The 26,754-nt window shown below is 60.0% G+C and carries 22 protein-coding genes and 3 riboswitches; of the genes, 11 read left to right on the top strand and 11 right to left on the bottom strand.

Annotation, left to right across the window (positions count from 1 at the left end):
* Window positions 1-52 precede the first annotated feature (52 nt).
* Both katG and AC1Z36_RS01315 read right to left on the bottom strand, forming a co-directional pair.
* Entirely contained in the window at window positions 53-2,236 is a 2,184-nt protein-coding gene (katG, locus tag AC1Z36_RS01320) for a catalase/peroxidase HPI (RefSeq protein WP_105657950.1), read from the bottom strand.
* 103 nt (window positions 2,237-2,339) lie between these two features.
* Complete coding sequence (locus AC1Z36_RS01315; protein WP_105657951.1) at window positions 2,340-2,768, bottom strand: Fur family transcriptional regulator; 429 nt, start codon at window positions 2,766-2,768, stop codon at window positions 2,340-2,342.
* Between the two features lie 664 nt (window positions 2,769-3,432).
* Between AC1Z36_RS01315 and AC1Z36_RS01310 the strand changes: the two genes are divergently transcribed.
* Window positions 3,433-5,304, top strand: coding sequence for a BCCT family transporter (locus AC1Z36_RS01310; protein WP_332488324.1), 1,872 nt, complete (start codon window positions 3,433-3,435; stop codon window positions 5,302-5,304).
* A gap of 79 nt (window positions 5,305-5,383) precedes the next feature.
* Here the strand turns inward: AC1Z36_RS01310 and acs are convergent, their stop codons facing one another.
* The 4 genes from acs to AC1Z36_RS01290 all read right to left on the bottom strand — a co-directional run bounded on the left by acs (window position 5,384) and on the right by AC1Z36_RS01290 (window position 10,165).
* Complete coding sequence (gene acs / locus AC1Z36_RS01305) at window positions 5,384-7,345, bottom strand: acetate--CoA ligase (protein WP_332488322.1); 1,962 nt, start codon at window positions 7,343-7,345, stop codon at window positions 5,384-5,386.
* Between the two features lie 56 nt (window positions 7,346-7,401).
* A complete protein-coding gene (locus tag AC1Z36_RS01300; protein ID WP_388024657.1) occupies window positions 7,402-8,166 on the bottom strand; it encodes an ABC transporter permease in 765 nt (254 codons plus the stop codon).
* 69 nt (window positions 8,167-8,235) lie between these two features.
* Window positions 8,236-9,258, bottom strand: coding sequence for an aliphatic sulfonate ABC transporter substrate-binding protein (locus tag AC1Z36_RS01295; RefSeq protein WP_332488319.1), 1,023 nt, complete (start codon window positions 9,256-9,258; stop codon window positions 8,236-8,238).
* 85 nt (window positions 9,259-9,343) lie between these two features.
* A complete protein-coding gene (locus tag AC1Z36_RS01290; RefSeq protein ID WP_332488317.1) occupies window positions 9,344-10,165 on the bottom strand; it encodes an ABC transporter ATP-binding protein in 822 nt (273 codons plus the stop codon).
* Between the two features lie 5 nt (window positions 10,166-10,170).
* Window positions 10,171-10,272: riboswitch (SAM riboswitch) on the bottom strand.
* Between the two features lie 267 nt (window positions 10,273-10,539).
* Window positions 10,540-10,631, top strand: a riboswitch (SAM riboswitch).
* A gap of 15 nt (window positions 10,632-10,646) precedes the next feature.
* On the opposite strand from AC1Z36_RS01290, the gene AC1Z36_RS01285 reads away from it, so the two are divergent.
* Complete coding sequence (locus AC1Z36_RS01285; protein WP_483561576.1) at window positions 10,647-11,978, top strand: acyl-CoA dehydrogenase family protein; 1,332 nt, start codon at window positions 10,647-10,649, stop codon at window positions 11,976-11,978.
* A 57-nt stretch (window positions 11,979-12,035) separates the two neighbouring features.
* Window positions 12,036-13,439: an LLM class flavin-dependent oxidoreductase gene (locus tag AC1Z36_RS01280; protein ID WP_332498882.1), complete on the top strand. Its 1,404-nt coding sequence runs from the start codon at window positions 12,036-12,038 to the stop codon at window positions 13,437-13,439.
* Between the two features lie 83 nt (window positions 13,440-13,522).
* Here AC1Z36_RS01280 and ggt read toward each other — a convergent pair whose 3' ends face one another.
* Both ggt and AC1Z36_RS01270 read right to left on the bottom strand, forming a co-directional pair.
* A complete protein-coding gene (gene ggt / locus AC1Z36_RS01275) occupies window positions 13,523-15,346 on the bottom strand; it encodes a gamma-glutamyltransferase (protein ID WP_483561575.1) in 1,824 nt (607 codons plus the stop codon).
* Between the two features lie 215 nt (window positions 15,347-15,561).
* Complete coding sequence (locus AC1Z36_RS01270) at window positions 15,562-16,425, bottom strand: NAD(P)H-binding protein (RefSeq protein WP_332488383.1); 864 nt, start codon at window positions 16,423-16,425, stop codon at window positions 15,562-15,564.
* Window positions 16,426-16,708: 283 nt separating this feature from the next.
* A riboswitch (SAM riboswitch) is annotated at window positions 16,709-16,798 on the top strand.
* Between the two features lie 83 nt (window positions 16,799-16,881).
* On the opposite strand from AC1Z36_RS01270, the gene AC1Z36_RS01265 reads away from it, so the two are divergent.
* From AC1Z36_RS01265 to AC1Z36_RS01230, 8 genes are all read left to right on the top strand, one after another.
* Window positions 16,882-17,688, top strand: a complete 807-nt coding sequence (locus tag AC1Z36_RS01265; RefSeq protein WP_286134248.1) for a methionine ABC transporter ATP-binding protein — start codon at window positions 16,882-16,884, stop codon at window positions 17,686-17,688.
* Window positions 17,689-17,704: 16 nt separating this feature from the next.
* The gene (locus tag AC1Z36_RS01260; protein ID WP_105657960.1) at window positions 17,705-18,421 is read left to right on the top strand and encodes a methionine ABC transporter permease; all 717 of its coding nucleotides are present in this window, start codon (window positions 17,705-17,707) and stop codon (window positions 18,419-18,421) included.
* A gap of 43 nt (window positions 18,422-18,464) precedes the next feature.
* A complete protein-coding gene (locus AC1Z36_RS01255) occupies window positions 18,465-19,337 on the top strand; it encodes a MetQ/NlpA family ABC transporter substrate-binding protein (RefSeq protein WP_332488386.1) in 873 nt (290 codons plus the stop codon).
* A 94-nt stretch (window positions 19,338-19,431) separates the two neighbouring features.
* The gene (locus AC1Z36_RS01250; protein WP_332488388.1) at window positions 19,432-20,649 is read left to right on the top strand and encodes an acyl-CoA dehydrogenase family protein; all 1,218 of its coding nucleotides are present in this window, start codon (window positions 19,432-19,434) and stop codon (window positions 20,647-20,649) included.
* A 2-nt stretch (window positions 20,650-20,651) separates the two neighbouring features.
* Window positions 20,652-22,070, top strand: a complete 1,419-nt coding sequence (locus AC1Z36_RS01245; protein ID WP_105657963.1) for an NtaA/DmoA family FMN-dependent monooxygenase — start codon at window positions 20,652-20,654, stop codon at window positions 22,068-22,070.
* A gap of 104 nt (window positions 22,071-22,174) precedes the next feature.
* Window positions 22,175-22,591: a CoA-binding protein gene (locus AC1Z36_RS01240; protein WP_332488390.1), complete on the top strand. Its 417-nt coding sequence runs from the start codon at window positions 22,175-22,177 to the stop codon at window positions 22,589-22,591.
* Between the two features lie 10 nt (window positions 22,592-22,601).
* Entirely contained in the window at window positions 22,602-23,021 is a 420-nt protein-coding gene (locus AC1Z36_RS01235) for an MmcQ/YjbR family DNA-binding protein (protein ID WP_105657964.1), read from the top strand.
* A gap of 4 nt (window positions 23,022-23,025) precedes the next feature.
* Entirely contained in the window at window positions 23,026-23,349 is a 324-nt protein-coding gene (locus tag AC1Z36_RS01230) for a putative quinol monooxygenase (RefSeq protein ID WP_105657965.1), read from the top strand.
* A 70-nt stretch (window positions 23,350-23,419) separates the two neighbouring features.
* On the opposite strand, the gene AC1Z36_RS01225 is transcribed toward AC1Z36_RS01230, so the two are convergent.
* The 3 genes from AC1Z36_RS01225 to AC1Z36_RS01215 form a co-directional block, all read right to left on the bottom strand.
* On the bottom strand, window positions 23,420-25,453 hold the full coding sequence (locus AC1Z36_RS01225; protein WP_483561574.1) for a bifunctional metallophosphatase/5'-nucleotidase: 2,034 nt from the start codon (window positions 25,451-25,453) through the stop codon (window positions 23,420-23,422).
* Between the two features lie 175 nt (window positions 25,454-25,628).
* Window positions 25,629-25,841, bottom strand: coding sequence for a hypothetical protein (locus AC1Z36_RS01220; protein WP_105657967.1), 213 nt, complete (start codon window positions 25,839-25,841; stop codon window positions 25,629-25,631).
* Window positions 25,842-26,011: 170 nt separating this feature from the next.
* The gene (locus AC1Z36_RS01215; protein WP_332488394.1) at window positions 26,012-26,719 is read right to left on the bottom strand and encodes an HNH endonuclease family protein; all 708 of its coding nucleotides are present in this window, start codon (window positions 26,717-26,719) and stop codon (window positions 26,012-26,014) included.
* Window positions 26,720-26,754 lie beyond the last annotated feature (35 nt).

Below are 26,754 nucleotides of genomic sequence, written 5' to 3'. Positions count from 1 at the left end.
CGGGAAGCAGCAGCCCAGCACTAATTGCTACGGGCTTGCAGCCCAGCAGCTGCTACTTGCTGCGCAGTTCGAAGCGATCTGCGTCCATGAGCTTGGCCCAAGCGGAGGCGAAGTCATTGACGAACTTCTCCTTGGCATCATCCGAAGCGTAAACCTCGGCCAGTGCACGCAGCTCGGAGTTGGCACCGAAGACCAGATCCACGCGGCTGCCGGTCCAGCGGCCATCGGTGGTGGTGTAGGTCTGCTCGTCAGCGGACGGGGTCCATTCCAACCCCAGCTCCAGCAGGTTCGCGAAGAAGTCGTTGGTCAACGCGCCTGGGGTGTCGGTGAAGACGCCCAAGTTGGAGCCGTCCCAGTTATTGCCGATGACGCGCAGTCCACCGAGCAGTACGGTAGCTTCCGGTGCCGAGAGGCCCAGCAGATTCGCGCGGTCGATCAGCAAGTACTCGCTAGGCAGTTTGACGAAGCCCGAGTCGTAGTTGCGGAATCCGTCGGAAACTGGTTCCAGCCATGCGAACTGGTCAACGTCGGTTTGCTCCTGGGTTGCGTCTACACGGCCCGGGGTGAATGGAACCTCGACCTGCTGGCCAGCTGCCAGGGCTGCCTGCTCGACTCCGACGTTGCCGGCTAGGACAACGACGTCCGCGAAGGAAGCCTTGATCCCGGAAGTGGCGTTGAAGTTGTCAACAATCTCTTCCAGCTTGGCAATTACCGGCTTGAGCTGTTCAGGCTGGTTCACGCTCCAGGAGACCTGTGGTTCCAGGCGGATGCGGCCGCCGTTAACGCCGCCGCGCTTATCCGAGGTGCGGAAGGTCGAAGCGGCCTTCCAAGCCGTGGATACCAGCTGCTGGACGGTCAATCCCGAATCGTTGATCAGGGCTTTAAGTGCGGCAACTTCAGTTGCACCCAAGGTGGTCTGCGGAGCTGCTGGCAGTGGATCCTGCCAGAGCAGGTCCTCAGCAGGAACCTCTGGGCCGAAGTAGCGGGACTTCGGGCCCATGTCGCGGTGGGTCAGCTTGAACCATGCGCGGGCGAAGGCGTCTGCGAACTGGTCTGGGTTCTCCTTGAAGTTCTTGGAGATCGGGCCGTAGACCGGGTCGAAGCGCAGGGCCAGGTCGCTGGTAAGCATGCGTGGCTCGCGGTGTTCCAAGGTCTCGAATGCAGGCTGGACCAAGCCGGCTCCGCCATTGTTGACCGGGCGCCACTGCTTGGCGCCTGCTGGGGATTCGAACAGTTCCCATTCGTAGGCGAAGAGGATGTGGAAGAACTCGTTGTCCCAGCGGGTTGGGTGGTAGGTCCAGGTGACTTCAAGACCCGAGGAGACGGTGTCCGCGCCCTTGCCGGTGCCGTGGCCGTTCTTCCAGCCCAGTCCCTGCATTTCGAGCGGAGCTGCTTCTGGATCCGGGCCGATCTTGTCATCGGCATGCGCGCCGTGGGTCTTGCCGAAGGTGTGGCCACCGGCGATCAGCGCGACGGTCTCCTCGTCGTTCATGCCCATGCGGCGGAAGGTTTCGCGGATGTCTACGGCCGAGGCCAGCGGATCCGGATTTCCGTCAGGACCCTCAGGATTCACGTAGATCAGGCCCATCTGCACTGCTGCCAGAGGAGCATCCAGGTCTCGCTTGCCGGTGTAGCGTTCGCTGTCCAGCCAGACCTTTTCCGGGCCCCAGTAGACATCGTCATCTGCTTCCCACACGTCCTTGCGGCCGCCGGCGAAACCGAAGGTCTCGAAGCCCATGTCTTCCAGAGCCACGTTGCCAGCCAGCAGGATAAGGTCGGCCCAGGAAATCGACTGGCCGTACTTCTTCTTCACTGGCCACAGCAGGCGGCGAGCCTTGTCCAGCGAAACGTTGTCAGGCCACGAGTTCAGCGGAGCGAAGCGCTGCTGGCCTGCGCCGCCGCCGCCGCGGCCGTCGTGCGAGCGGTAGGTGCCTGCGGAGTGCCAAGCCATGCGGATGAAGAACGGGCCGTAGTGGCCGAAGTCTGCTGGCCACCAGTCGTGCGACTGGGTCATGATTTCAGTCAGGTCGGCTTTTACTGCCGACAAGTCGAGGGCATTGAAGGCTTCAATGTAGTCGAAGTTCTCGTCCAGCGGGTTGGAAACCTGCTGGTTCTTGGCCAGAATCCTCAGATTCAGCTTATTCGGCCACCATTCGGTGTTGGCATTGCCCTGGGTAGGGTGAATTCGACCCGCGCCGCCAACTACTGGGCACTGACCTGCAGTCATCTCAGACATGTGCTCTTTCCTTCCGGATTGTTTAGGGTTTATCTGGTTTTATCCATCGCACAGCAGCTGCGCTGATGACGATGGCAAATCTAGGGGTTTACTTAGACAGCAACTATGCGTTCGCAGCCTGGCAACCCGGGCAGGTGCCCCAATAGATCACTTCGGCTTCATCAATGCTGAACCCGTGGTCATTGGAAGCATGCAGGCACGGGGCGCCGCCGACAGCGCAGTCGACGTCCGCCAGCTTTCCACATTGGCGGCACACCACATGGTGGTGATTGTCGCCAACGCGGGCTTCATAGCGGGCGGTATGGCCCTGTGGCTGTATCTGCCGAATGACACCCAGCTTCGTGAAGAGCCTGAGTGAATCGTAGACAGCTTGGTGCGACACATTGGGGTGATCTTCACGGACAGCCGAAATGATGGTTTCGGTATCCGCGTGCGGGTGCGCTGCGACGGCGGAAAGTACCGCAACGCGCGGTTGCGTGACCCGCATCGATGCCGCCTTCAGCACCTGCTCGATCCCTGCCTGTGATGTCATGTACCCAGCATGCCAGCTTATTTTGAATCAGTCAAGATAAGTTCCGGTGTATTTCACGTTAAAAGTTGGTGGACCCCGGTTCGCTGGTTGAATCAATGGCTCATTAGTAAGTATTCCGTAACCGACATGTTCAGGCATGACGTGCTTCCGGGGAGAAAAATTGCGGAATCATAGAGATTTCACCAGGAATAGGAAAGGCAATAATGAGCGATCTTGACTCCAAGAATATTTCCGGTCATTTGATGATTTCGCGGGGGCAAGGAGTGGAAAACTCCATGGGGCGAGGAAGCTCACATAGATGGTGATGCCAGCGTAAACAACGTGATCCTGGGGCGGCGGAGGTCCGAAAATGGCGAGAAATCAAGGAACAGATTTGACCCTTGATGAGATGTCGACCATGCTGGAAAAGGCCCATTTTGGGATTTATCGTGTCAAATTCGTGCTGAATCGGGTCAACTCGCAGAAATAATTCGCGGGATATCAGCGGAGAATAGCTGTTTCTTTCAGGCTGCTCCAACGCTAGATTTAGACACAACGGACCGACACCCGAAAAGCAATTCGCAATCAATCACACTGCATGGCGATCGTTTACTCGAGAGGCGATGGCTCGGCAGATTCCGCCCGGATCTTCTCCGCGGGATCTCACCAGTGAAGGAAGAACGCAATGAAGCAGACGGATCAATCAATCGTAGACCTCGTCGAGGAACTGCATTCAGTTCGTCACAGACGACCTAAGAAGTACTCACTTTCCGGTACGGATTACTGGGTATTCGGAATTGCCGGCGTTCTAGCGCTGGCATTTATCATTTGGGGTTTCGCTACCCCGGAAGGGCTGGGCAAGGCCTCCAGTGCGGCCCTTAATTGGGTTATCACCAACACTGGCTGGCTTTTTGTCATCGCTGCCGCGGTTTTCGCGGTCTTCGCCATCGTCGTAGCGGCCAAGAACTTCGGACGCATCCCGCTGGGCAAGGACGGCGAGACGCCAAAGTTCTCCACGGTCTCGTGGATCTCGATGATGTTCGCAACCGGCATGGGCATCGGCTTGGTCTTCTACGGCGTAGGCGAGCCGCTGTACTTCTACATGTCGCCTCCTCCGGGAACGGTGGAAGGTTCCACCAGTGATGCCCTGAGCACCGCTATGGGCACCACGCTCTTCCACTGGACCCTATTCCCATGGGCCATGTACGCCATCGTTGGCTTGGGCATGGCTTATGGCAGCTTCCGGCTGGGACGCCCCCAGCTTTTCTCAGCCATGTTCAGCTCGATCTTCGGCGACCGCGCCATCCATGGTTGGGGCGGGCGCACCATCAATATCCTGGCCATCATCGCCACCCTCTTCGGCTCGGCTTGTTCGCTGGGTCTGGGCGCATTGCAGATTGGCGGCGGCATCCAGGCCACCGGGATGATGGAGAAGGTCGGCTCCGGCGTTCTGGTTATCATCATTGGCATTCTGACCGCATTGTTTGTCGCTTCTGCCGTTTCCGGCATCGAGCGAGGTATCCAGTGGTTGTCCAACACCAACATGGTATTGGCATTGGTCATCGCATTGATCGTTTTCATTGGCGGCCCAACTCTGTTCATCCTGAACGTCATTCCCAATGCCATTGGCGCTTTCATCGGCGACTTGCCGGAGATGGCTTCGCGTACGGCTGCCGGCGATGGCGCAATGTCTGATTGGCTGTCCTCGTGGACTGTCTTCTACTGGGCATGGTGGATTTCTTGGAGCCCATTCGTAGGCTTGTTCATCGCCCGCATTTCCCGTGGCCGCACTATTCGCCAGTTCGTCACCGGCGTGCTGCTTGTTCCATCCAGTGTCACCCTGATTTGGTTCGCAATCTTCGGCGGCGGAGCCATCGGTATTCAGGAACGCGCTGAACGCGCCGGGGAAACCGGGGAAAAGCTGGCCAGCATTGTTGATGGCGCACCAGACATCAACTTCGATTTGATCCTCTTCGACATGCTTGGCAGCCTCCCGCTGTCGGGCTGGATGGCTACCGTGCTGATGGTCGTCACCGTGCTGCTGATTGCAATCTTCTTCGTGACCGGCGCAGACTCGGCCTCGATCGTGATGGGTGCGCTCAGCGAACGCGGCGCTGAAGAGCCATCCAAGAAGGCCGTGATCTTCTGGGGCGTGGCCACCGGCGCTGTGGCCGCGGTGATGCTGCTGGCTGGCGGCGATCATCCGGCGGAGGCATTGACCGGGCTGAAGAACATCACCATTGTTTCGGCGCTGCCATTCGTGATTGTGATGCTCCTGCTCTGCGTGGCGTTGTGGAAGGACCTGAGCAAGGATCCGCTGGTGCTTCGCGGCAAGGTGGCTCGAAAGGTCCTGGAGCAGTCCGTGGGCCAAGCGGTTGACCGCCATGAGGGCAGCCAGTTCAGCTTGATGACCACCGAAATTCCTTTGGTCAGTGCCGAGGGCAAGGCCTCCGAAGTGAAGCTCTTCGCCACCGAAGCCGCCGCTGACCCGGTGAAGGACGGCAAGGACACTGCGGCCGATGGCCAGAGCCAGAAGCCAACGACCGGGGATTCCTAACCGGCAAATCAAATGAAGCTTCTTCCCCGCCGGGGAAGAAGCTTCACTTGTTTAACCCCAAGGGGCCTGGGAGCAGCGTTTAGCCGCGCGCGCGGCAGATCGCGTTGATCTCCGGGATGCACGGCTCATTCTGCAGGCTCGTTGTGTCGCCGAGCGTGGTGCCCTCGAACAGCTGTGTGAGCACACGGCGCATGATCTTGCCCGAACGGGTCTTGGGCACATCTGGAACCAAGACGATTTCCCGCGGCTTGGCAATCGGGCCGATCTGCACCGCGACGGTATTGCGGAGTTCAGCAATGAATTCGGCCTGCCGTGCAACGAGCTGCTCGTCAGGCGACTCGGCAACCAGCGTCTTGTCCAGCGGTACCACGAAGGCGGTTGCAGCGTGCCCGGTCTTGGAATCCGGGGTCGGGCAGACGCCGGCTTCCACCACGCCGGGGTTGGTGACCAATGCCGATTCGATTTCAATGGTGGAAAGCCGGTGGCCGGAAATATTGATCACGTCGTCGGTGCGGCCCAGGATGTAGATATCGCCGTCCTCATCGAAGCGGGCACCGTCGCCAGCCAAGAACCAGCCCTGCTCTACGTATTGTTCCCAGTAGCTGGTGTAGTAGCGCGTCGGGTTGCCCCATACAGTACGGGCCATCGACGGACCAGTGCGCGTAATGACAATATTGCCCTGCTGGTTGGCCGGCACGCTCAGGCCGCCATCGTCAACAATGTCCACCGAGATGCCCGGCAGCGCGCGTGCGGCGCAGCCTGGCTTGAAATGTCCATCGGTCGGCAGGGGAGAAAGCACGGTCGCGCCGGATTCGGACTGCCACCAGGTGTCAACCATCGGCAGTCCTGCTTCGCTGTCCCGGCCGATCTGCTGGCGGAACCATTTCCATGCCTCGGGATTGACGGCTTCACCCACAGTGCCGCCGATCTTCACCGAGGACAGATCGTACTGGGCGGGGATGCCGTCCGGGAACCAGCCCATCAACGAGCGGACCAAGGTGGGAGCGGTGTAGTAGCTGGTGACCTTGTAGCGTTCAATGACCTCGAAGTGGCGGCCCGGGTGCGGGGCGTTGGGGACGCCCTCGTAGATTACCTGGGTGACGCCATTGGCCAACGGGCCGTAGATCTCGTAGGTATGCGCGGTGACCCAGGCGAGGTCGGCGGTGCACCAGTGCACGTCCTTGGCGCGCTGGGATTCGTCCGGGTTGGCGAACAGCAGGTTGTAGCTGGTGGCCGCCTGCGTCAGGTACCCGCCGGTGGTGTGAACCAAGCCCTTCGGCTGGCCGGTGGTTCCCGAGGTGTACATGATGAACAGCGGTGTCTCCGCATCGAATGCCTGCGCATGGTGCTCGGTGGACTGGGTATCAACCACCTCATGCCACCAGATGTCGCGGCCTTCGGTCCACGGGATTTCGTCGCCGGTGCGGCGGATAACCAGGACCTTTTCGATTTCGTTCTCTCCGGCAACGGCCGCATCGGCGTTGCCTTTGACCGGAACCGAAGTGCCGCGGCGGAACTGGCCGTCGGTGGTGACCAGGACCTTTGCCTTGGTGTCCTCCACGCGGAACCTCAGCGCCTCGGCGGAGAACCCGCCGAAGACCAGCGAGTGGATGGCGCCGATGCGGGCGCAAGCCAAGGTGATGACAATTGTTTCAATGAGCACCGGCAGGTAAATGACCACGCGGTCGCCCTTCACCACACCCAGGGATTCCAAGGCGTTGGCTGCCTGGGAGACCCGCTCCTGCAAATTCTTGTAGGTGACGGCTACCCGGTCTCCGGGCTCGCCTTCGAAATACAGTGCGACCTTCTGGCCGCGTCCCGCAGCTACATGGCGGTCGGCGCAGTTCACTGCGGCGTTCAGCTTGCCGCCGAGGTACCAAGAAATTTCCGGTCCGCGCTTGGCATCCGGATCGGCCGGAATGATGCGGCTGGTGGTGTGCCACGGGGTGTCCCAATCCAAGAGGTTCGCCGCTTCGTCCCAGAATTCCTGGCGTGCTGCCTCTGAAACTTGAGTTGAGGTTGTTGCCAATTCGGTGGTCATCGCAAACTTTCTTTGGTGAGGGGTAGTTTTGTCAGCGGGTACTAGCTGGTCCGGTTTCAGGTCCAGCGCTTGATAGCCCAACGTTCTGCTATCGACAGCAGGGCATCGGTGATCTTTCCAAAGACGGCCAGCAGCACGATGGTCATGATTAGGCGGTCCAATCGGCCGTTGTTCTGCGAGTCGGTAAGCAAGAAGCCTAGGCCCATTGACGCGCCGAGGAGTTCGGCTGCGACCAGGAAGAGCCAAGCTTGGGCTAGTGCCAAACGCAGTCCGGAGAAGATCGAAGGGACCACTGCGGGCAGCTGGACGGTGCGCAGCAGCTTCAATCCCTTCAACCCGAAGGCGCGGGCTGCTTCGACCAGGTGGGCATCGACATGGCGCAACGCCAAGGCGACGGTGGTAAAGACCGGGAAGAAGGCACCAATGATCACGAGTGTGACCTTGGAATCTTCACCCATTTTCATCCAGAGCACCAGCAGCGGAACCCAAGCCAAGGAAGGGACTGCACGCAGGGCGCTGATGCTCAGTCCCAGAAATGCATCTGCCAATTTGGACAGCCCGACAAGCGCACCCAGCGCCAAGCCCAGCAATGATCCGAAGGCGAAACCGAGAAGAACACGCTGAGTGGAGATGCCGATGTGCTTTCCGAGTTCGCCATCCTGGAAGAGCTCAATGGCAGCAGAAACCACTGAACCCGGAGTTGGCAGTGTCCACGGAGCAACGATTCCGGTAACGGTGACAAATTGCCACACAGCCAGGGTGGTCAGCGGCAAGACCAGCGCAAGCAGCCATTTCGGGGCACGCAGGATCGTTGCGGCCATGCTGGCCTTCTGCTTGGCAGGTGTTTGGCTTCCGCGGGTTCCAGCCACGTTAGTGGGGCTCATGGCTGGTTACTCTCCGGAGATCTTTGTTGCGTCTGCCTTGACGGCAAACTGGTCATCGATGAGGGTTTCCAGAGCTTCATCAACGGATTCCTGCTCCGAGACATCGCGGCTAGCGACCAGCGTGGGAGCAATCTTGCTCAGGACTCCAGTGAATTTGGCGTCGGGAACTGCCGGAACGTCCAGATTGGAGCGTTCCTCAATCACGGTGGCAGCAACTCCTGGTTCGAGCCCTGCTACGTCGGCCAGGATTTCTGCGGTTTCCTCGGGATTGTCAGCTGCCCAGCCACGAGCCTTTTCGTAGGCATCGACAACGAGCTGGGCGAGTTCGGGGCTCTGCTCAATGAAGTCTTCGCGAGCGTTCAGCGCACCGTAGGTGTTGAAATCCAAGTTCCGGTAAACCAGTTGCGCGCCGTCTTTTTCGGCAGCGGCCATGATCGGATCCAAACCGCTCCAGGCATCAACCGAGCCGTTGGCCAGGGCGGTACGTCCATCGGCATGCTGGAGGTTCTGCAGCTTGATGTCAGCTTCACTCAAGCCCGCGGATTCCAGCGCCTGCAGCAGGAAGAAGTATGGGTCGGTGCCCTTTGTAGCGGCCACGGTCTTGCCAGCGAGATCTTCAACGGACTCGATTTTCGAGTCCTTATCCACTACCAGGGCCGCCCATTCCGGCTGCGAATACAGTGCGATGGTCTTGATGGGTGCACCGTTCGAACGGTTCAGGAGCGCAGCGGAACCGGCTGTGGAACCAACATCGATTGCGTCGGCGCGAAGGGCTTCATTGGCCTTGTTGGAACCAGCGGACTGGATCCATTCGACATTTACGCCCTGCTCCTTGGCGGCTGCTTCCAACCATCCCTTTTCCTTGAGTACCAGGCTCAGCGGGTTGTAAGTGGCAAAGTCGATGGACAGGGTCTGACCATCCGAGGAGGCTGTAGCGTTTTCGCCAGCACAGCCGGTCAGGGCAACTGCGCCAACGATCAAGGCGGCGGCGGACAATGCAGTGCGGCGGGTGAGACGGTTCAAAAGCATGGAGAATCCTAGAATTGTGCGTGCAAGCGGTGTAGGTGAAAAGGCAAAGGGGACGAATGGTTCGGGACCCACGGCGTGGCCGGGACTAATGGTTGGTTGGGTCGACGCCGAGCAGGCGCAATAGGTGCAGGCGATCTGCAACGAACTTTTCATCGGTATGCCGGCGTGGATGCACAGCTGAGATGGACAGATCCTCGATGACGCCCGCTGCACTATGCCCAGCGCCTCGCCCCAGAACAATCACGCGGTCAGCCAAAGTCAACGCCTCGTCCACATCATGGGTCACCATGAGAACAGTGGTGGGGAACGATGCGTGAATCGAGAGCAGCAGATCCTGCATCTTCAAGCGTGTCAGCGCATCGAGGGCGCCGAAGGGTTCATCAAGAAGCAATACACCCGGGCGCCGAGCCAGCGCGCGAGCCAGCGAAACCCGTTGCGCCATGCCTCCGGAGATCTCGCGTGGGCGCAAGCTGGCTGCATGGCTCAGACCGGTCAGCTCGATCAACTCATCGATCAGCGAGTTGCCGGCGCGCTTATCGGTTTCCGGTGCCAGGCCCAGTGCAATGTTCTGGCGAACCGAGCGCCATGGCAGCAGCCGGGGCTCCTGGAAGGCAACGGCGCATAACTCGTTGATGCCGGTGACCTCGCGGGTGCCGGTGCGGATGGTGCCGGTGGTGGGGTGGTCCAAGCCCGATACTGAACGCAGCAGCGTGGATTTTCCGCAACCGCTGGCTCCAAGAATGGCCACGACTTGACCTGCTGGAATTTGCAGGTTGATATCGGTCAGAACGGTGCGGCTTTCCATCTTGGTGGTGAAGGTTCGCGACACGTTGCTGAACTGCACGTCCAGGGCGCTTGAAGCTGAGGCAACGGGAGCTGCCTCGGGCGCTGCAAAGGAAAGAGTCATGTTCATCTCCATCGTTCCTGGCGGTAGCACCGGCCTGCAGAGCAAAACTCCAAAGGTGGTTGCTGCGGCGTCGTGGAGCCAGATCTCTCGGCCGCTCGGGATGGTTACGTGTCCATTACAACGAGTCGAACGATTTGAACGCAAATCTTGCGTAATATGAAAAAATCTTCGACAACTACGTCACATTGCCCAGAAATTTCGTTATTTATTTTATTGCAGGCCGGTTTGCTCGACATTAAGCAAAACTTTGCAACTCATCTTCGGCAGGACGCGGATTAGGCTGTGAAATTTGAAGATGGGCACTGCCGGCACTGGGACGAAATGTGACTTCGCGGGTTGGAAACGCCGGTTTATTACCGTTACAAATGAATTACGACCCATCCAGAGCGGCTGAGAGATCTGGCTCCACGACGCCGCAGCAACCACCCCAATAGCGGGACGGTGCTACCGCCAGGACCGATGGAAAGAATTGAGAACCCTGATGCCTATTGGTGAATCGCACAATGCCCTCGGACTGGACTTCAACCAGCTCAGTGACCCTTCGCAGGCCACCGCAATGGACCTGGACAAGTTTGAAGAACAGCTGCCGACCAGGCAATTGCTGAAAATCACCCCCGGACCAAGTGCGGATGAGCAATACGACCGGCTGGCCGAAATTTTCCGTCCCGTTTTTGCGCAGATCGCCGCGACAGCCAAGGACCGCGACTTGAACCGCGTGCTTCCTTTCGAGCAGGTAGGCCTGCTGAATCGCGAGCGTTTCGGTGCGCTGCGCCTTTCCGTTGCCGACGGGGGCTACGGCGCACGGCTGGTGGATGTCTTCCGTCTGCTCATCGAGCTGTCCGAGGCGGACTCCCACGTAGGCCAGCTGTGGCGTGCGCATATCGCATTCGTCGAGAACGTCTTGGCACTGGAGGACGAAGAGCTGCGCAAGAAGTGGGTCGCTCGCATCGCTGCTGGGCAGATTATCGGCAACGCCTACACCGAACGCGGTGGCAACGCCCTGGGCACCTTGAACACCAAGGCCAGCACCGTGGACGGGCGCTGGGTGATCGACGGTGAAAAGTACTACTGCACCGGCACCATTTTTGCCGACTGGACCACCGTTGCCGTGGCCCACCCGGAGCTCGCCGGCCGCCAGATCGCCGTGGTCTCCACCCAGCGCAGCGGCGTCAAGATCCTCGACGACTGGGATGGGTTCGGCCAGGGCCTCACCGGAACCGGCACCACCGAATTCCACCAGGTCCCGGTGGATTGCTTCATGCCGCAGCAGACCAATGACTCCGAAGCGGCGATCTTCCAGCTGGTTCTCATGGCCGTGCAGGCGGGCATCGCCCGCGCCGCATTGAACGACCTGCGTCACGCGGTGCAGGCGCGCACCCGCATCTTCACCACCGGAACCGGGGTGCCGGTATACCAGGAACCCCAGGTCCTCCAGCTGGTGGGCGAAGTTTCCGCGGAGTCCTTCGCTGCCGACTCCGTGGTGATCGGCGCGGTACTCGAAGTCGAGGCGGCCCTGGGCGATCCGGGACTGAACGACGAGGAACGCTACGCCGTATGCGAGCTGGCCGCCAACCGCGCGCAAACCGTGGTGCAGCCACTGGCCATCGGCGTGACCAGCAAGCTCTTCGACGGACTGGGAGCCTCGTCCACCAGAAGCGGCTGCAACCTGGACCGGCACTGGCGCAATGCGCGCACCATCGCCACCCATAACCCGGCGATCTACAAGGCGCGCATCGTCGGGGACTACGAGATCAACGGGGTCCAGCCGCAGCGGCTGTCCGTCACCGGCGAAGATTCAACCCAGCGGGCTTGAGGGCCTGCGACGCAAACCAGCAACTTTCCACGATTACCGACCTATGGGGGCAAAGCCATGAGCGAGAACAAGCGCGAGATCCTATTCAACGCATTCGACATGAACTGCGTGGTGCACCAGTCGCCGGGCCTGTGGCGCCATCCGCAGGACAAGGCCTCGACCTACAACACCCTGGGCTACTGGACGCACCTGGCCAAGGTGCTGGAAAAGGGGAAGTTCGACGGACTGTTCCTCGCCGACGTGCTGGGCACCTACGACGTGTACAAGGGCACCAACGTCACCCCGCTGGGCTCCGGCGCCCAGGCACCGGTCAACGACCCGATGATGCTGGTTTCCGCCATGGCCGCCGTGACCGAGAACCTCGGCTTCGGCGTCACCGCGGGCACCGCCTATGAGCACCCGTACGCTTTCGCCCGCCGCCTGGCCACCCTGGACCACCTGACCAACGGCCGCGTGGGCTGGAATGTCGTCACCGGCTACCTTCCCTCGGCCGCCCGCAATATGGGCCAGGAAGACCAGATGGAGCACGACGAGCGCTACAACCACGCCGATGAGTACCTCGAGGTGGTCTACAAGCTGCTCGAAGGCTCGTGGGAAGACGACGCGGTGCAGAATGACAAGGCCACCGGCGTCTACACCGACCCGGCCAAGGTGCACCCGATCGAGCACGAAGGCAAGTACTTCAAGGTTCCGGGCATCGCCATCACCGAGCCGTCCACCCAGCGCACCCCGGTGATCTACCAGGCCGGCGCCTCCAAGCGCGGCACCGAGTTCGCCGCGTCGAACGCCGAAGCGATCTTCGTCAATTGCCCCACCCGCGACCTGCTGAAGGAAGCGGTCAGCAAGATCCGTGACGCTGCCGAGGCCGCCGGGCGTGGCCGCTACGACATCAAGGTCTTCGCCATGCAGACCATCATTACCGCCGAAACCACCGAACTGGCCCAGGCGAAGTTCCAGGACTACAGCTCCTACGTGGATATCGAGGGGTCGCTGGCACTGCTGTCCGGCTGGACCGGCATCGACATGTCCGTCTACGGCCCCGACGATGTCATCGGCGACGACGTGAAGTCCAACGCCATCCAGTCCTCGGTGGAAACCTTCAAGAAGGCCAGCGGCGATACCGGCAAGCCGTGGACCATCCGCCAGCTGGCCGAATGGATCGGCGTGGGCGGATTCGGCCCGGTCTCCGTTGGTTCCGGCGCCGAGGTAGCCGAGAAGCTTATCGACTGGGTGGAGTACACCGACGTGGACGGCTTCAACCTCGCCTATGCTGTCACTCCGGGCACCTTCGAGGACATCGTCGAGTACGTGGTTCCCGAGCTGCAGGCGCGCGGGGTCTACAAGACCGAATACACCGAGGGCTCGCTGCGCCACAAGATGTTCGGCGCCGGCGACCGCGTGAAGGACACCCACCGCGCAGCCCGGTACAAGATCTCCAACCGGATGGCCGCGCAGGCCTAGGCGCATCGCCTGCTAGCGCAGCAGACAGCGGCCCCCCGGCACCTTCGAATGAAGTTGCCGGGGGCCGCCGTCTGCCTGCGGACCTATTCGGTTGGCTGCAGCACCATGGCTGAACCGCCGCCGCGCCTCGTGGGCTCGGCCGCTGCGGTGAGCGTGCCATCGGCAGCGATTTCCACCGCTTCAACCGCTCCGATTTCCGCCTGCGGAGTGAAGGAATCGCCAGCTGGCGTGAGCTTGTGGCCGAAGGCTTCGAGCGCGGAACCGTGGGCTTCGATAAACTCCGGTTCCGCGGTGACAGCGGCCGTATTGCGCTGGGAAGCACGCGGAGCGGCGATGGCTTCGCTGATGCTCATGCCCAGGTCGATGCGGTTCACCAGGGTCTGCAGAACCGTGGTGATGATGGTTGAACCGCCGGGGGAACCGATGGCCAGCACCGGATCGCCGTCCTGCAAGACAATGGTTGGAGCCATCGAGGAACGTGGGCGCTTGCCAGGTTCAATGCGGTTCGGATCCTGCGGGTCGTACACCGTGGAGAAATCGGTCAGCTCGTTGTTCAGCAAGAATCCGCGATCGGGAACCACCATGCCCGAGCCACCGGTCTGTTCGATGGTCAAAGTGTAGGAAACGGCATTGCCCCAACGATCCACGACCGACAAATGGGTGGTGGAGATGTTTTCCGTATCCTGCTCTTCTACCGGTTCGCTGGTGGCAGCGGGGCATTGGCCATCATAGTTTTCAAGGTCGCCCGGAGCGACCGGCTTCGTTGCAGCCTGCTCCGGATCAATGGCGCAAGCACGATCCGTACCGAATAATTTGTCCGTCAGCGTCTGGGTCGGGACGTTGGTGAAAGCGGGGTCGCCGACGTACTTGCCGCGATCAGCGTAGGCGAGCGCAGTTGCCTCGAAATAATGATGCAAGGCATCGGGTTCTTCCATGGCTGGCAAATCGAACTCGCCCAGAATGTTCAGCGATTCGCCGATGGTCGTTCCGCCACTGGACGAAGGAGCCATGCCGAAGACGTCATAGCCCCGGTAGTCCACCTTAGTTGGTGCCTGCTCCACCACTTCGTAGCCGGCCAGGTCGGCAGTGCCCAGCTGCCCTGCGGGAACCGGGAGGGCGGTGTCTTCGCTCTTTGGCGGAGCCTGCACCGTTAGGGCGATTTCGGCAGCCAATTCGCCCTCATAGAATCCCTGGAGGCCTTGCTTGGCCAGCATCAGGTAGGTGTGTGCGAGATCCGGATTCTTGAAAATGCTCCCGACCTCCGGGGCATCTCCGCCGGGCAAGAACAATTCGCTCGTGGAGGTGAACGCGGCGAATCGTTCCTTGTTATCCAGGGTCTGCTCGCGGAACGTCTCGTCGATGACAAAGCCGCGTGAAGCGATCTGGGTCGCCGGCCGCAGAACCTGTTTCAGGTTCTGCGAACCCCAATTATCCAGTGCGCGCTGCCACGTGGCCAAGGTCCCGGGCACGCCCACGGACACGCCACTGGTGACCAGTTCCGGGGTGAAGTTATACGGCTCGCCGGTTTCAGGATCGATGAATGCATCATGCGCAATGCCTGCCGGTGCGGTTTCGCGGCCGTCGATGGTGCTGACCTTGCCCGACTTCGCATCGTAGTGCATGAAGTATCCGCCGCCGCCAATGCCTGCGCTATAGGGTTCGGTGACGCCCAGTGCCGCCGCGGTTGCCACAGCCGCATCGACGGCGTTGCCTCCCTTGCGCAGGATTTCGATGCCGGCAGCGGTGGCTTCCGGATCGACCGACGAGACTGCGCCTCCAGTGCCGATGGCGGTCGGGTCCTTCTGGGTGTGCCGTGGTTCGGCGCTCGCCGGAAGCGCTGAGAAAGCTCCCAGGCCCAAGGCGATGGCTGCCGCGCAGGCAACTGATCTTAAACGTACTCGTGGCATGCTTTGATCTCCTCTGCAGGTGGGGATGAAGTATGCGCAAATTTACGGGAGCGGGAACTCGCCGCACGGTTGTGACACGCAGCACCATGGGTTTGCGCGGCAATTTCGGCATTGCCGCGCGAATATTCCGGGTTGTGACGCGTTAAAGCGGCGGGCAGGCACCGCGGCCTCGATCGCCGCCAATGCCTGCCCGCTGGAACCCTAGTGCACCTGGGCTACTTGTCCAGGTTGTCCTTGATGACTTTGCCCAAGGAAGCCGGGGCGCGGCCGATCAGCTGAGCCAGCTCCCCGGAGTCCACTTCCAGCGCTCCTTCTCGAATGCGCATGTCGGTATCGACGAGGATGTGCGCGAACGGTCCGGGGACGCCGGCATCAGCGTAGATCTTTTCCAGTTGCCCGGGATCCATTTCCTGGTAGGCGATGTCCTGGCCGGCGGCAGCGCCAACCGCGCCAGCAAGCTGGGCGAGGGTGAATGGCTTGTCGCTGCCCAGCTCGTAGATCCTGCCGTTCTGGTTTTCTTCGGAAAGCAGCACGGCCGCAGCGGCATCCGCGTAGTCTGCACGGGCGGCAGCGCTGATCTTGCCATCGCCGGCGGCACCGAGCACCGTGCCGCTGTTGAGGTAGCCCATCAGCTGGTCGGTGTAGTTCTCGATGTACCATCCATTGCGCAACAGCACGTAGTCGATGCCGGATCCGGCCAGCAGCCGTTCGGTGGCGATGTGCTCCTCGGCGAGCTTCATGCCGCCGGACAGGGCGTTGGCAATTGAGGTGTAGGCGATCAGCGAGACATCCACGTGCTTGGCGGCATTGATGACGTTCTCATGCTGGGCAACGCGCTGGCCCACCTCGCTGGCCGAAATCAGCAGCAGCTTGTCTATGCCTTCGAGTGCGGACACGAGAGTTGGCTGGGCGTTGTAATCGGCAACGCGGGTTTCCAGGCCTTTGCCTGCCAGCGGTTCCAGCTTCTGCTCGGAGCGGCCAATGGCGACCAGATCAGCGGCATTCGCCCCGCGCGCCAGCAGCGCGTCGATGACTAGATTTCCAAGCTGTCCGGTGGCACCGGTAATTGCGATCTTCATGGGGTCCTCTCGTTGGTCTGCATCTGCTACAACCACCGTAGGCATCGCTGAATTCCCCACCCAAGATTGCTGGCACAAGCCAGCGAGAGATGGGCAGAAACTGCAAGGCTTTCGTCACAAAGAGGGGAAGTAGCGAAATGTGTCAGATTGCTACGTGGATTATTGCGTGATTTCAGCGTGGATCCGTCCGGACTATGACTTGATGACGCCGATTGAAGTAACGTTTGCCGGCCTGCGGGCGTGGACTCCAGACTTGAATTGTTCGGCTCGTACAACCGAACGCACACCATCCAGAGCGACTGAGAGATCTGGCTCAACGACGTCGCAGCAACCACCCGAGAGGGAGCGGTGCTACAGCCAGAACCGATGGAGTACTTTCACTTCGCGACGGAAAATCTGTGGAACGCAGATGATTTTCGCGAAGTGCGCTCCGCATAACCAAGCACCAAGGGAGCGATGATGATTCGTCTTGAAAACGTAACGACCGCCTTCGGCAAGGGCCAAGATCAATTCACGGCCGTCAAGGATGTCTCGCTGGAAATCCAGGCCGGAACCATCCATGGAATTATCGGATTTTCCGGTGCGGGAAAGTCAACGCTATTGCGCAATATCAATTTGCTGCAGCGTCCCACGTCGGGCCAGGTCATCGTGGATGGCGTCGAACTGACCGGGCTCAGTGAAGGAGACCTGCGAAAGCAGCGTCATGAGATCGGGATGATCTTCCAGCACTTCAACCTGCTGAACAATCGCACCGCGCAACAGAACGTCGAGCTGAATCTGAAGTTCGCTGGTGTTCCGAAAAAGCAACGCCGTGAACGTGCGCTGGAAGCGCTGTCCATAGTGGACCTCGCTGACAAGGCTGCCGCCTATCCAGGACAGCTTTCGGGCGGCCAGAAACAGCGCATCGCCATTGCCCGCGCGCTGGTCACCGAGCCCAAGGTCCTGCTGTGCGATGAGCCAACCAGTGCCGTGGATCCTAGAACGACAACGTCGGTGCTGCAATACCTCAGTGACATCAACGCCAGCCTTGGCATCACCACAGTCATCGTCACCCACGAGATGAACGTTATTAAGGCCATTGCCGACAAGGTTTCGGTCATGGAAGACGGAGCGGTAGTTGAAGAGTTCGCCCTGAGTTCGTTGCGAGAACCAGGCTTTGAACCAGTGACGCCAATCGGCCGCTACCTGATCAGTGACGAACTCACGCTTAACCGCCAGCCAAAGCAGGACCAAGCCGTCGCTGCCACCGTAGCCCGCGTATAGAGAACCTGGATTACCAATGAATTTCACGTCAGTAGTGCTAGCCACGAGCAACGGCAACGCAGCAGCTTTCAGTTTCGACCGCATCATCGAACTTGCCCCGGAAATCTGGGTCGCCATGGCGCAGACCTTTGCGATGCTGCTGGTTTCCATCCCGATCGCGATTCTCCTGGGAACCCCGCTGGGCATTTGGCTTTACTCGATGTCTCCCAACGGTTTGCGCCCACGTCCGCGACTGCACCGAATCGTTGACGGGCTGGTCAATACAATCCGTTCCTTCCCATTCCTCATCCTGCTGATCGCCATCATCCCGTTCACCCGATTCGTTGTGGGAACTACCATTGGCACCGCGGCGGTTATCGTTCCGCTGACCATCAACGCGATCCCCTATTTCGCCCGGTTCGTGGAGCAGAACATCAGCCAGCTTGGCAATGGCGTTGTCGAAGCAGCGCAGGCCATGGGCGCCACACGGGGACAGATCATCCGTGAAGTGCTGCTGATCGAAGCCAAGCCTGCACTGCTGTCTTCCATCACCATCATGACCGTCAGCTTCATCTCGTATTCGGCCATGGCCGGACTGGTCGGCGGAGGCGGTATCGGCGACTTCGCAATCCGCTACGGCTACTACCGCTATGAAACCGGAGTCATGCTGCTAGCCATCGTGTTGATGATCCTGCTGGTGCATGCAGTTCAGTTCGTCGGAACTCGGCTATCGCGCGCCGCTGACAAGCGCTAAACACAAAACCCGCTCAACTCGCATTTCAGCAAAGGACAACACCATGGCATTCTCTCGCCGCACCTTCTTAACTTTCACCGCCGGCTCCGCCGCACTCCTCGCGCTGGCTTCTTGCGGCCTGGCAGGTGGACAGGCCGCCGGCACCGGTGACAAGACCATCAAGGTTATTGTCACCGAATCGGCCCCATCGCAGGAACCAACCAAAATCGCACAGAAGCTGCTGGCCGAAAAGGGCTGGACTCTGGAGGCTACCTATGTCACCGACATCGTGCAGCCGAACCACGTGGTGTCCAATGGCGAATACGATGCCAACTTCTTCCAGCACGGCGCTTACCTGGAACAGTTCAAGAAGGATCAGAACGTCGACGTGGAGCCGGCCTTCTACATGTACAGCTCGCCTGCCGGCGTGTACTCGAAGAAATACGACGACATCAAGGACCTGCCCAACGGTGCGACCATCGCACTGCCTGTGGATACCGCCAACAACGGACGCGCGCTGGCCCTGTTGGATAAGGCCGGTGTCCTGAAGGTAGCTGAGGGCAAGAGCGTGATTCACTTGTCGCAGAACGACATCCTGGAGAACCCCAAGGGCTTCAAGTTCGTTGAGGTAGATCAGCAGTCGCTCTCAAAGACCCTGCCTGACGTGGATGCCGGGTTCCTTTTCGCCCGGCTCGGCGCCGAGATCGGACTGAACCCGAAGGACGCACTGCTCTTTGAAGAGGAAGAAGAAGCGCTCCCGTACATCAACATCATCGGCGCAAAGCCAGGGTTTACGGACACCGAAAAGGGCAAGGCGCTGGAAGAGGCCTACCACTCCGATGAGGTGCGCGAATGGTACGCGAGCTACCTCGACGGTGCGTTGGGCACTCCTTGGGACCGCAATCTCGAAGCGGACTTCGCCACCTGGAATAAGTAGGCCCTTGGCCCCACCACGCTGAACTTCGGCGTTGTGGGGCACCACATTTTCCGACTCCTTTACTCAAAGTATCGACGTTCTGCAGGGAGAACCCATGACGATGATCGCCGCGCCCGCAATCGAAAGCCGCTACCAGGAACTTCTGGAGCGATTCCACGCGGTCTTTGCCAGAATTGCTGAAGGAAGCTGTGAACGCGAGCAGCAGCGCATCCTGCCGTTCGAGCAGGTGCAGTGGCTCAAGGACGCCGGTTTCACCACGCTGCGCGTGCCAGAAAGCCATGGCGGTTCGCCTATCAGCCACGAGCATCTGTTCCGCTTGCTGATCGAGCTGGCCGCGGCGGACTCGAATGTGGCGCACCTGCTGCGCAGCCACTTCTCCTTCGTCGAAACCATCTCCCTGCAGCCGGCAGAGTTCCAGGACCGCTGGTTCCCGCGTGTGCTTGCCGGGGAAATCTTCGGCAACGCTGCGACCGAGCGTGGCGGCAATGCCCTTGGCACCACCAATACCAAGCTGGTCCAGACCGGGCAAGGCTGGGTGCTGCGCGGCGAGAAGTACTACACCACTGGCTCGATCTTCGCCGATTGGGTAGTGGTCATGGCGACCACCGACGGGATTGAGGGGCGCCAATACGCCATCGTCGATCGCCATGCCGAGGGCGTGGAGATCCTTGACGACTGGGATGGCTTCGGCCAGCCGCTGACCGGTACCGGCACCGCGATATTCACTGACGTTGCGGTGGAAGAAGCCAATATCATTCAGCGCAAGATAGCTTCCACCCTCGAACCTGCCTTCTTCCAGCTGTGCCTGCTCGCCGTACTGGCAGGTATCGGCAAGGGGGCCCGCAATGCCGCAGCAGGCATCGTTGCCAACCGCACGCGAACCTTCAACACCGGCTCCGGCGCGCTGTTCAAGGATGACGCGCAGATCCAGGAACTTGTCGGCCGTTTGGCGGCCAATGTCTTCGCTGCAGAGAGCATCGTGGTCACCGCAGCCCGGGAACTGGATTCGGCGCTCGACGAAGATCTGGGCTTGGACCCGCAAGCGGCCTACCTGCGCGCAGAGCTTGCCGTCCAGCAAGCCCACGTGGCCACGCCGAAGCTGGTCCTGGACGCCACCAGCGAGCTCTTCGACGTCACCGGGGCCTCGGCGATTTCGTCCTCCAAGTCGCTGGACCGCTTCTGGCGCAATGCCCGCACGGTGGCCACCCACAATCCGGTGGCCTTCAAGGCACGCTCGGTGGGGGACTACTTCATCAACGGCACCATTCCTACTGGTTTGAACTCGATCGGCGAAGCAAAGGCAGGAAAATAATCATGGGTACTTTCAACGAACGCCCGCGCTTGCTGCTTTCGGCCTTCTTGATGAACACCTCCAGCCACATCCTTGGCGGAATGTGGCGCCACCCCGAAGCGCAGCAGCATCGGTTCCATGAACTGGGCCTATGGGTTGACCTGGCCAAGAAGCTGGAAGAGGCAAAGTTCGATTCGCTGTTCTTCGCTGACGTGGTTGGCCTTTACGGCGAGCATGAGGGTGGTTGGGCATCGCACGTACGAAAGGGACTGCAGGTCCCCAGCCATGATCCGCTGGTCCTGCTTTCGGCATTGGCCGCCAGCACCAAGGACATCGGCCTGGCGATGACCAGCTCGGTCATCCAATCCCATCCATTCCAGTTTGCCCGGCAGATCTCCACCCTGGATCATCTCTCGCAGGGGCGTGTGGCCTGGAATATCGTCACCAGCGTACTGGAAAATGCGCACCGCAATTTCGGCGGGAAAGAACTGGTCGGGCATGATGACCGCTACGGTTGGGCCGAAGAATACGTGGACGCCGCCTACAAGCTGTGGGAGGGCTCCTGGGAAGAGGACGCCTTGCTGGCCGACAAGATTTCCGGAATCTACGCAGATCCGGCCAAGGTCAACAAAATCAACCACCGCGGCGACTACTACTCCATTGACGGTCCGCACCTGGCACTGCCAAGTGCCCAGCGCACCCCGTTCCTGTTCCAGGCGGGTTCGTCGGCACGCGGTTCGCAGTTCGCGGCCACTCACGCCGAGGCGACCTTCCTCTTTGCCCCGCACGCACAGTACGTGGCGAAGAAGAATGCCCAGCTGATCGAGCACCTGGCTGCTGCCGGACGCGGCCGCGATGACATCAAGGTCTTTGCCGGCTTGTCCTTCCTCGTTGGTTCCACCGAAGCTGAAGCCAAGGCATTGGAAGCTGAATACGACGAGTACCTGGACTTGGACGCCATCATCGCGCACATCGGCGGCGGTATCGGAGTGGATCTGGGCGGACTGGACCTGGATACCCCGATCGGCCAGATCCAGACCGAGGGTGCGCAGGGAGTACTTGAAGCAGCCCGGGCTTCGGTGCCCGGCGGCAATCCGACCCTGCGCGACTTGGCCTACTACCGCGCCAAGGCACAGCAGATTTCGGGGACCCCGGAACAAATTGTCGATGAGCTCGAACGCTGGCAGGATGCTGGTATCGATGGCCTGAACGTGATGAATCATGTTCTTCCCGGCTCCTACGACAACTTCATTGACGGAGTGCTGCCCGAACTGCGCCGCCGTGGCCTGGCCCAAAGTGGATATGCAGAGGGCAGCCTGCGCCAGAAGGTCTTTGGCCGTGGCGATTACCTGCCCGCGCATCATCCGGCGGCGAAGCACCGCGGGGCGTTCTCGCAGAACAGCGCGGCAGCCACTGGGAAAGCGGTTCAGCTGCAGCAGTGAATTCCGAACGCTTGGAAGGCCAGCGGTGTGAGCGGTTCCTGCCAATTGGACGTACTTCAGTACCTGGACGCCAAAAGTGCCAGCAACGCGGTATCGTGTCGTGCATGGACACGCAGCACGTAAATAATTCGGCAACAATCCGCAGGCTGTTGAGCACGCCTGGACGCTGGGCGGTTGTCGGGCTGACCAACAACCCAGCTCGCGTAGCTCCGACCATCGCCCGTTTCCTGCGTGATGAACTGTCGATGCAGATTATTCCCGTGTCGTTAGGCGCGGAAACTGTAATGGGCGAACCGGGCTTCGCGAAGCTTGCTGACATTCCAGGCCCCATTGACGTGGTGGATTGCTTCGTGAACTCTTCCAAGGTGGGAGACATCGTTGACCAAGCCATTGCCGTAGGAGCGAAGGCGGTGTGGTTGCAGCTGGGCGTCATTGACGAAGCTGCCGCCCGACGGGCCAAGGATGCGGGACTGGACGTAGTAATGGATACCTGCCCCAAGATCGAGTACCCATTTCGCTAGTGAGGCATTGATGGCAACAACAGCTGGGCAAGAAGAATTGGAAAATGCGTGGGCGCAGCTGTGCCTGCGCATGCCGTGCGCTTACGCCGATTACCCCTTCGGCCCTGACAGCACCGTATTCAAGGTGGCGGGCAGTGATCCGGGCAAAGGCAAAATATTTGGGCTGCTCATGCACCTGCAAGGCGAATTAGTGCTGAACCTGAAATGCGAACCGGCTCTGGCAGACCAGCAGCGCAGCGAGCATCCGCAGATCACCGCGGGCTATCACATGAATAAGAAGCACTGGAATTCGGTTCGTGCAGGACTCGACCCGCAACTGATGGGCGAGCTCATCGAGGATTCATACGATTTAGTGGTCGACGGCATGCCCCAAAGGGATAAAGAATACATTCGTTTGCAAGGCGCAATTAACAAGGGAACCCTAGACTAGAGACATGTACTTCATCGTTGTTAAATACCAAGTAAAGCCAGAATCCACCCCGAACTTCATGGGCCATGTCGCTGAATTCACCGCGGCAACCCGCGCCGAAGAGGGCAACATCTTCTTCGATTGGTCCGTGAGCGTCGAAGACCCCAACGAATTCGTCCTGGTTGAGGCCTTCCGCGATGACGAAGCCGCGGCAAACCACGTGAACTCCGCCCACTTCGCAGCCGGTCTTGAGTCCATGCGACCACACCTGGTCTCCACCCCGAAGATCGTTTCCCGCAAGGTAGACGGCGAAGGCTGGGATTCCATGGGCGAACTGGTCATCGACTAAGTTATTGGGACAATGGCAAAGGGAAGAACCTCTTGGTTCTTCCCTTTGCCTTTATCTTTGCCCTTGGGCTCTAGCGTCCGGCCTTGTTGCCGAAGCGGCGTATCAGTACCAAGGCGATGCCTGCCAGGACAACGACACCGGCGACGATGCCGATCCAGCTGGTGCCGAATCCGGTATCAGCTAGGTCTTCGGAGTCCCGGTTCTGGGAATCATCCTTCTGCTCATCCTTAGGCTCGCCAGACGAGTCAGGGGACCGGGTCGCGTCCCCAGTTGGCTCTGGCGAACTGGTAGGTTCTTCGGTCGCGTCGTCGGTTGCATCCTCAGATGGTTCCGGCGAATCAGTTGGATCCCCGGTTGGCTCATCCGAAGGATCCGGCGACTGCGTTGGCGCAACAGGCTCTTGCAGGACCGCGCGGCCCAGCGGAGCCGGCTCAACAACGTCATGTGCCTTGAAGTAGTTCACGGTGGCGTCCAAATCGATCTGGCCGGAGTCAGCATGATCGGTGCCGGCGGCAAACGCGGCGAAGTTATCGCCACCGGTAGCCAGGAATGCATTGGCTGCGACACGGAAGGTTGCTTCCTCGTCCAGTGGCTCGCCCTTGAAGGTGATGTCCTTGATGTGCTCGCCCTGGGCAGCGTCCTCGACGTAGGTGTAGGCGAGACCCTCGGAAATACCCAGATGCAGCTTGTTGCGTTCCGATCCTGCAGGCTGCCACTGCTGCTCCAAGGCCTCGCGGATCTGCGCCCCGGTGAGGTTGAAAGTGATCAGGGTGTTGGCGAATGGCTGGACCTCGGCTGCGGCCTTGTAGGACACTGTGCCATCTTGGCCGTAGAGCAGGTCGGCACGCAGGCCGCCTGGGTTCATGAATGCGATCTCGGCTGGTTCGCTGGCGAAATCCTCATTAGAGGTAGCCCATAGGTGGATGTCGGCTACGGTGTTGCCCAGGGTGGATTCAACGCCTCGGTCCTGGCCGGGTTCTTCTCCACCACGAAGGATGTCTTCAGAGATGGCGCCGATCTTCACGCTGCCGACCACTTCAGCTTCCGCTTCAGCGGCGCTAACGATTTCTGCGACCTCGGCATTGGCATCAAAGTTGCCCACCCATTCGCCGTCAGCGCCCTCGGTTGCCAAGGCGATGCGCTCGGTAGCGGCCTCGGTGACTTCGCCAGTCTCAGGATCTACCTGCAAGGAAACCTTGCCCAAAGTGGTGCCGTACTGGTGGGACTGGATCACCGGGCGGCCCGCGATTTCGCAGTCGTAGGACTGGTGGGTGTGGCCCGAGAAGATCGCGTCGATCTCGTTGCTGGCCTCGCGAACGAGCTCGCCATAGGCGCTGTCTTCTTCGGCAATATCTGCGCACTGATCGCCAGCGGAACCGTTGTGGGTCAGCAGCACCACTACATCTGCCTCGCCGTTCGCTTCATCGCCATCGGAGAGCTGCTCAGCTACACGGTTCGCTGCTTCCAGTTCGCTGCCGAAATCCAGGTCGGCGATGCCAGCTGGGGAAACCAGTGAAGGCATGTCTTCGGTAACGGTGCCAATGAAGCCCACGGAAATACCGGAGATCTCGCGGATCGCGTATTCCTGGAGGGCAGGAGCCGTGGTGCCCTTTTCATAGACATTGGCGCCCAGTGCGAAGTCTGCGCCGTTGACACCGCTGGAATCGGCGTAGCTGTCGATGACGCGTCCGGTCAGGTCCGCGAATCCCTTGTCGAACTCGTGGTTGCCTACTGCCGAGACATCCAGGCCGCCAGCACCCAGGGCAGCGATGGTTGGTTCGTCATCCTGCGAGGCGGAAGCGAGGGTTGAGGCGCCGATGTTATCGCCGGCGGAGACGAATAGGGTGTTTTCGTTTTCTGCACGCATTCCATCTACAGCACCGGACAGCACAGCAGCGCCGGCAGAGCTTCTGTCAGCAGAAATGCGGCCATGGAAGTCATTGATGCCAACTAGATCAATGGTGACGGCTTCAGTACCCGCAGCTGGCGACAGGGAAGCACTCTGCGTGGATGTAGCCTGAGCTGTTGCGGCACCGGTGGCGGCCAGCGAAATCGTTGCCAGCGAAGCGAGACCGAGTTTTCTTATCTGCCTGAATGCAGGCATGGGTACTCCTAAAAGTGACGAGTGTGACAAGACATATGTCTATCGCATCTGAATGAACCTGTCGATGCTTTGGCGTTAAATTTAGGTGCAGAAGTACAAGTACTGTCGGTTATTCAACAGAAGCAACCTCCCAGCCATAGGCCAAGAGGTTGCTTCGGATTAGAGGAGTATGCAGTTATTGCTGACGCTTATGCCGCGGGTCACCTGCGGTGACGGTGGAAGTTCCAAGGATCGCACTCAGCAGCAGCATGGCTGCTCCAATGAACATGAGGGTGGAGACGACCCAGCAGGCAGTGGCTGCCTCGCGCTGCGTGGTGGTCAGTGCAAAACTGAAGATGCACACGCTGGAAACCAGTAGGAGGACTCCGGGGATTCGTGTCTTCATCATGCGCCCTTGCAGTAGAGGATCAGGCCAAGCCATCGCAGAACATAATCGCTAACGTGTTGAATAATATCCATTTTGCCACAAGTCCATCGATTTGACGATAAGCCTTAAGGTGGATGTTTCCGTGCGATGTCCTGCGTACGGCTATGAGGCCCGGCGAAGCTGCCTGACTGCTAGATGCAGGATTTGAGGATGTTCCCGATCGCGGTGTGCTCTGCCTTGGTCATCCAAACGTCGTATTTGGCTTTTACCTGGGTCTGCCGCGAGACGTAAGTGCAACGGAAGCTCTTGTTGGGCGGCAACCATGATGCCGCGTCCTTGTCGCCTTTGGAAGCATTAGTGGGGCCATCGGAAGCCAGCAGGTTCAGCGGGTCATTGGCAAATTCCAAGCGGGTCTCGGCATCCCAGCGCTGCGCGCCCTTTTGCCAGGAATCGGACAGGGCGACAACATGGTCGATTTGCACGGAGGTGCTGGTGCCTTGGCCGCGCTTGAATTCGATGGTCTTGCCCGTGTAGGGATCATCGAACGTTCCGCTCAATACAACGCAGGGTCGCGTGGCCGGTTTATATGTCACGTCCACCAAATCGCGCGAGAGGATGTCGTTGCGCGCATCGCATCCATTGCGGTCCGGATCTTTCCATCCCTTGCCGAATTCCGCTCTGTCGTAGCCGGTTTTTGGTGCGCGGCCTTTGACCGTAACTTCATTGAGCAGTTCAAGGGATTCTGCGTAGATATCACGTTGTTCTGCGGTGCTTGGCGTCGGTGCGGCTTGGGCATCAGGAAGGGGCGGGAACTCAATGGTCTCCAATGAAGAGCACGAGCTCAGAGCCAGGGTGGACAGGAGGGCGAACAAAGATAAGGTGCGACGCAGCGAACGCATGCGGTAGTACTACTCCTAAGGTGGCTGGTGCTTGA

It is taken from the genome of Glutamicibacter sp. BS14, from assembly GCF_056934375.1.
Note: the sequence above shows the minus strand (reverse complement) of the source record. Positions and strands in the feature narration are given on the sequence as shown.

What these genes read in the sequence shown, in the direction of transcription:
- AC1Z36_RS01270 (WP_332488383.1), bottom strand. Translation starts at nt 16,425, where the DNA reads ATGAAGATCGCAATTACCGGTGCCACCGGACAGCTTGGAAATCTAGTC.
- AC1Z36_RS01290 (WP_332488317.1), bottom strand. Translation starts at nt 10,165, where the DNA reads ATGACTCTTTCCTTTGCAGCGCCCGAGGCAGCTCCCGTTGCCTCAGCT.
- AC1Z36_RS01255 (WP_332488386.1), top strand. Translation starts at nt 18,465, where the DNA reads ATGGCATTCTCTCGCCGCACCTTCTTAACTTTCACCGCCGGCTCCGCC.
- AC1Z36_RS01225 (WP_483561574.1), bottom strand. Translation starts at nt 25,453, where the DNA reads ATGCCTGCATTCAGGCAGATAAGAAAACTCGGTCTCGCTTCGCTGGCA.
- AC1Z36_RS01235 (WP_105657964.1), top strand. Translation starts at nt 22,602, where the DNA reads ATGGCAACAACAGCTGGGCAAGAAGAATTGGAAAATGCGTGGGCGCAG.
- AC1Z36_RS01280 (WP_332498882.1), top strand. Translation starts at nt 12,036, where the DNA reads ATGAGCGAGAACAAGCGCGAGATCCTATTCAACGCATTCGACATGAAC.
- AC1Z36_RS01250 (WP_332488388.1), top strand. Translation starts at nt 19,432, where the DNA reads ATGACGATGATCGCCGCGCCCGCAATCGAAAGCCGCTACCAGGAACTT.
- AC1Z36_RS01265 (WP_286134248.1), top strand. Translation starts at nt 16,882, where the DNA reads ATGATGATTCGTCTTGAAAACGTAACGACCGCCTTCGGCAAGGGCCAA.
- AC1Z36_RS01230 (WP_105657965.1), top strand. Translation starts at nt 23,026, where the DNA reads ATGTACTTCATCGTTGTTAAATACCAAGTAAAGCCAGAATCCACCCCG.
- AC1Z36_RS01260 (WP_105657960.1), top strand. Translation starts at nt 17,705, where the DNA reads ATGAATTTCACGTCAGTAGTGCTAGCCACGAGCAACGGCAACGCAGCA.
- AC1Z36_RS01315 (WP_105657951.1), bottom strand. Translation starts at nt 2,768, where the DNA reads ATGACATCACAGGCAGGGATCGAGCAGGTGCTGAAGGCGGCATCGATG.
- ggt (WP_483561575.1), bottom strand. Translation starts at nt 15,346, where the DNA reads ATGCCACGAGTACGTTTAAGATCAGTTGCCTGCGCGGCAGCCATCGCC.
- AC1Z36_RS01295 (WP_332488319.1), bottom strand. Translation starts at nt 9,258, where the DNA reads ATGCTTTTGAACCGTCTCACCCGCCGCACTGCATTGTCCGCCGCCGCC.
- AC1Z36_RS01240 (WP_332488390.1), top strand. Translation starts at nt 22,175, where the DNA reads ATGGACACGCAGCACGTAAATAATTCGGCAACAATCCGCAGGCTGTTG.
- katG (WP_105657950.1), bottom strand. Translation starts at nt 2,236, where the DNA reads ATGTCTGAGATGACTGCAGGTCAGTGCCCAGTAGTTGGCGGCGCGGGT.
- AC1Z36_RS01300 (WP_388024657.1), bottom strand. Translation starts at nt 8,166, where the DNA reads ATGGCCGCAACGATCCTGCGTGCCCCGAAATGGCTGCTTGCGCTGGTC.
- AC1Z36_RS01285 (WP_483561576.1), top strand. Translation starts at nt 10,647, where the DNA reads ATGCCTATTGGTGAATCGCACAATGCCCTCGGACTGGACTTCAACCAG.
- acs (WP_332488322.1), bottom strand. Translation starts at nt 7,345, where the DNA reads ATGACCACCGAATTGGCAACAACCTCAACTCAAGTTTCAGAGGCAGCA.
- AC1Z36_RS01245 (WP_105657963.1), top strand. Translation starts at nt 20,652, where the DNA reads ATGGGTACTTTCAACGAACGCCCGCGCTTGCTGCTTTCGGCCTTCTTG.
- AC1Z36_RS01215 (WP_332488394.1), bottom strand. Translation starts at nt 26,719, where the DNA reads ATGCGTTCGCTGCGTCGCACCTTATCTTTGTTCGCCCTCCTGTCCACC.
- AC1Z36_RS01310 (WP_332488324.1), top strand. Translation starts at nt 3,433, where the DNA reads ATGAAGCAGACGGATCAATCAATCGTAGACCTCGTCGAGGAACTGCAT.
- AC1Z36_RS01220 (WP_105657967.1), bottom strand. Translation starts at nt 25,841, where the DNA reads ATGATGAAGACACGAATCCCCGGAGTCCTCCTACTGGTTTCCAGCGTG.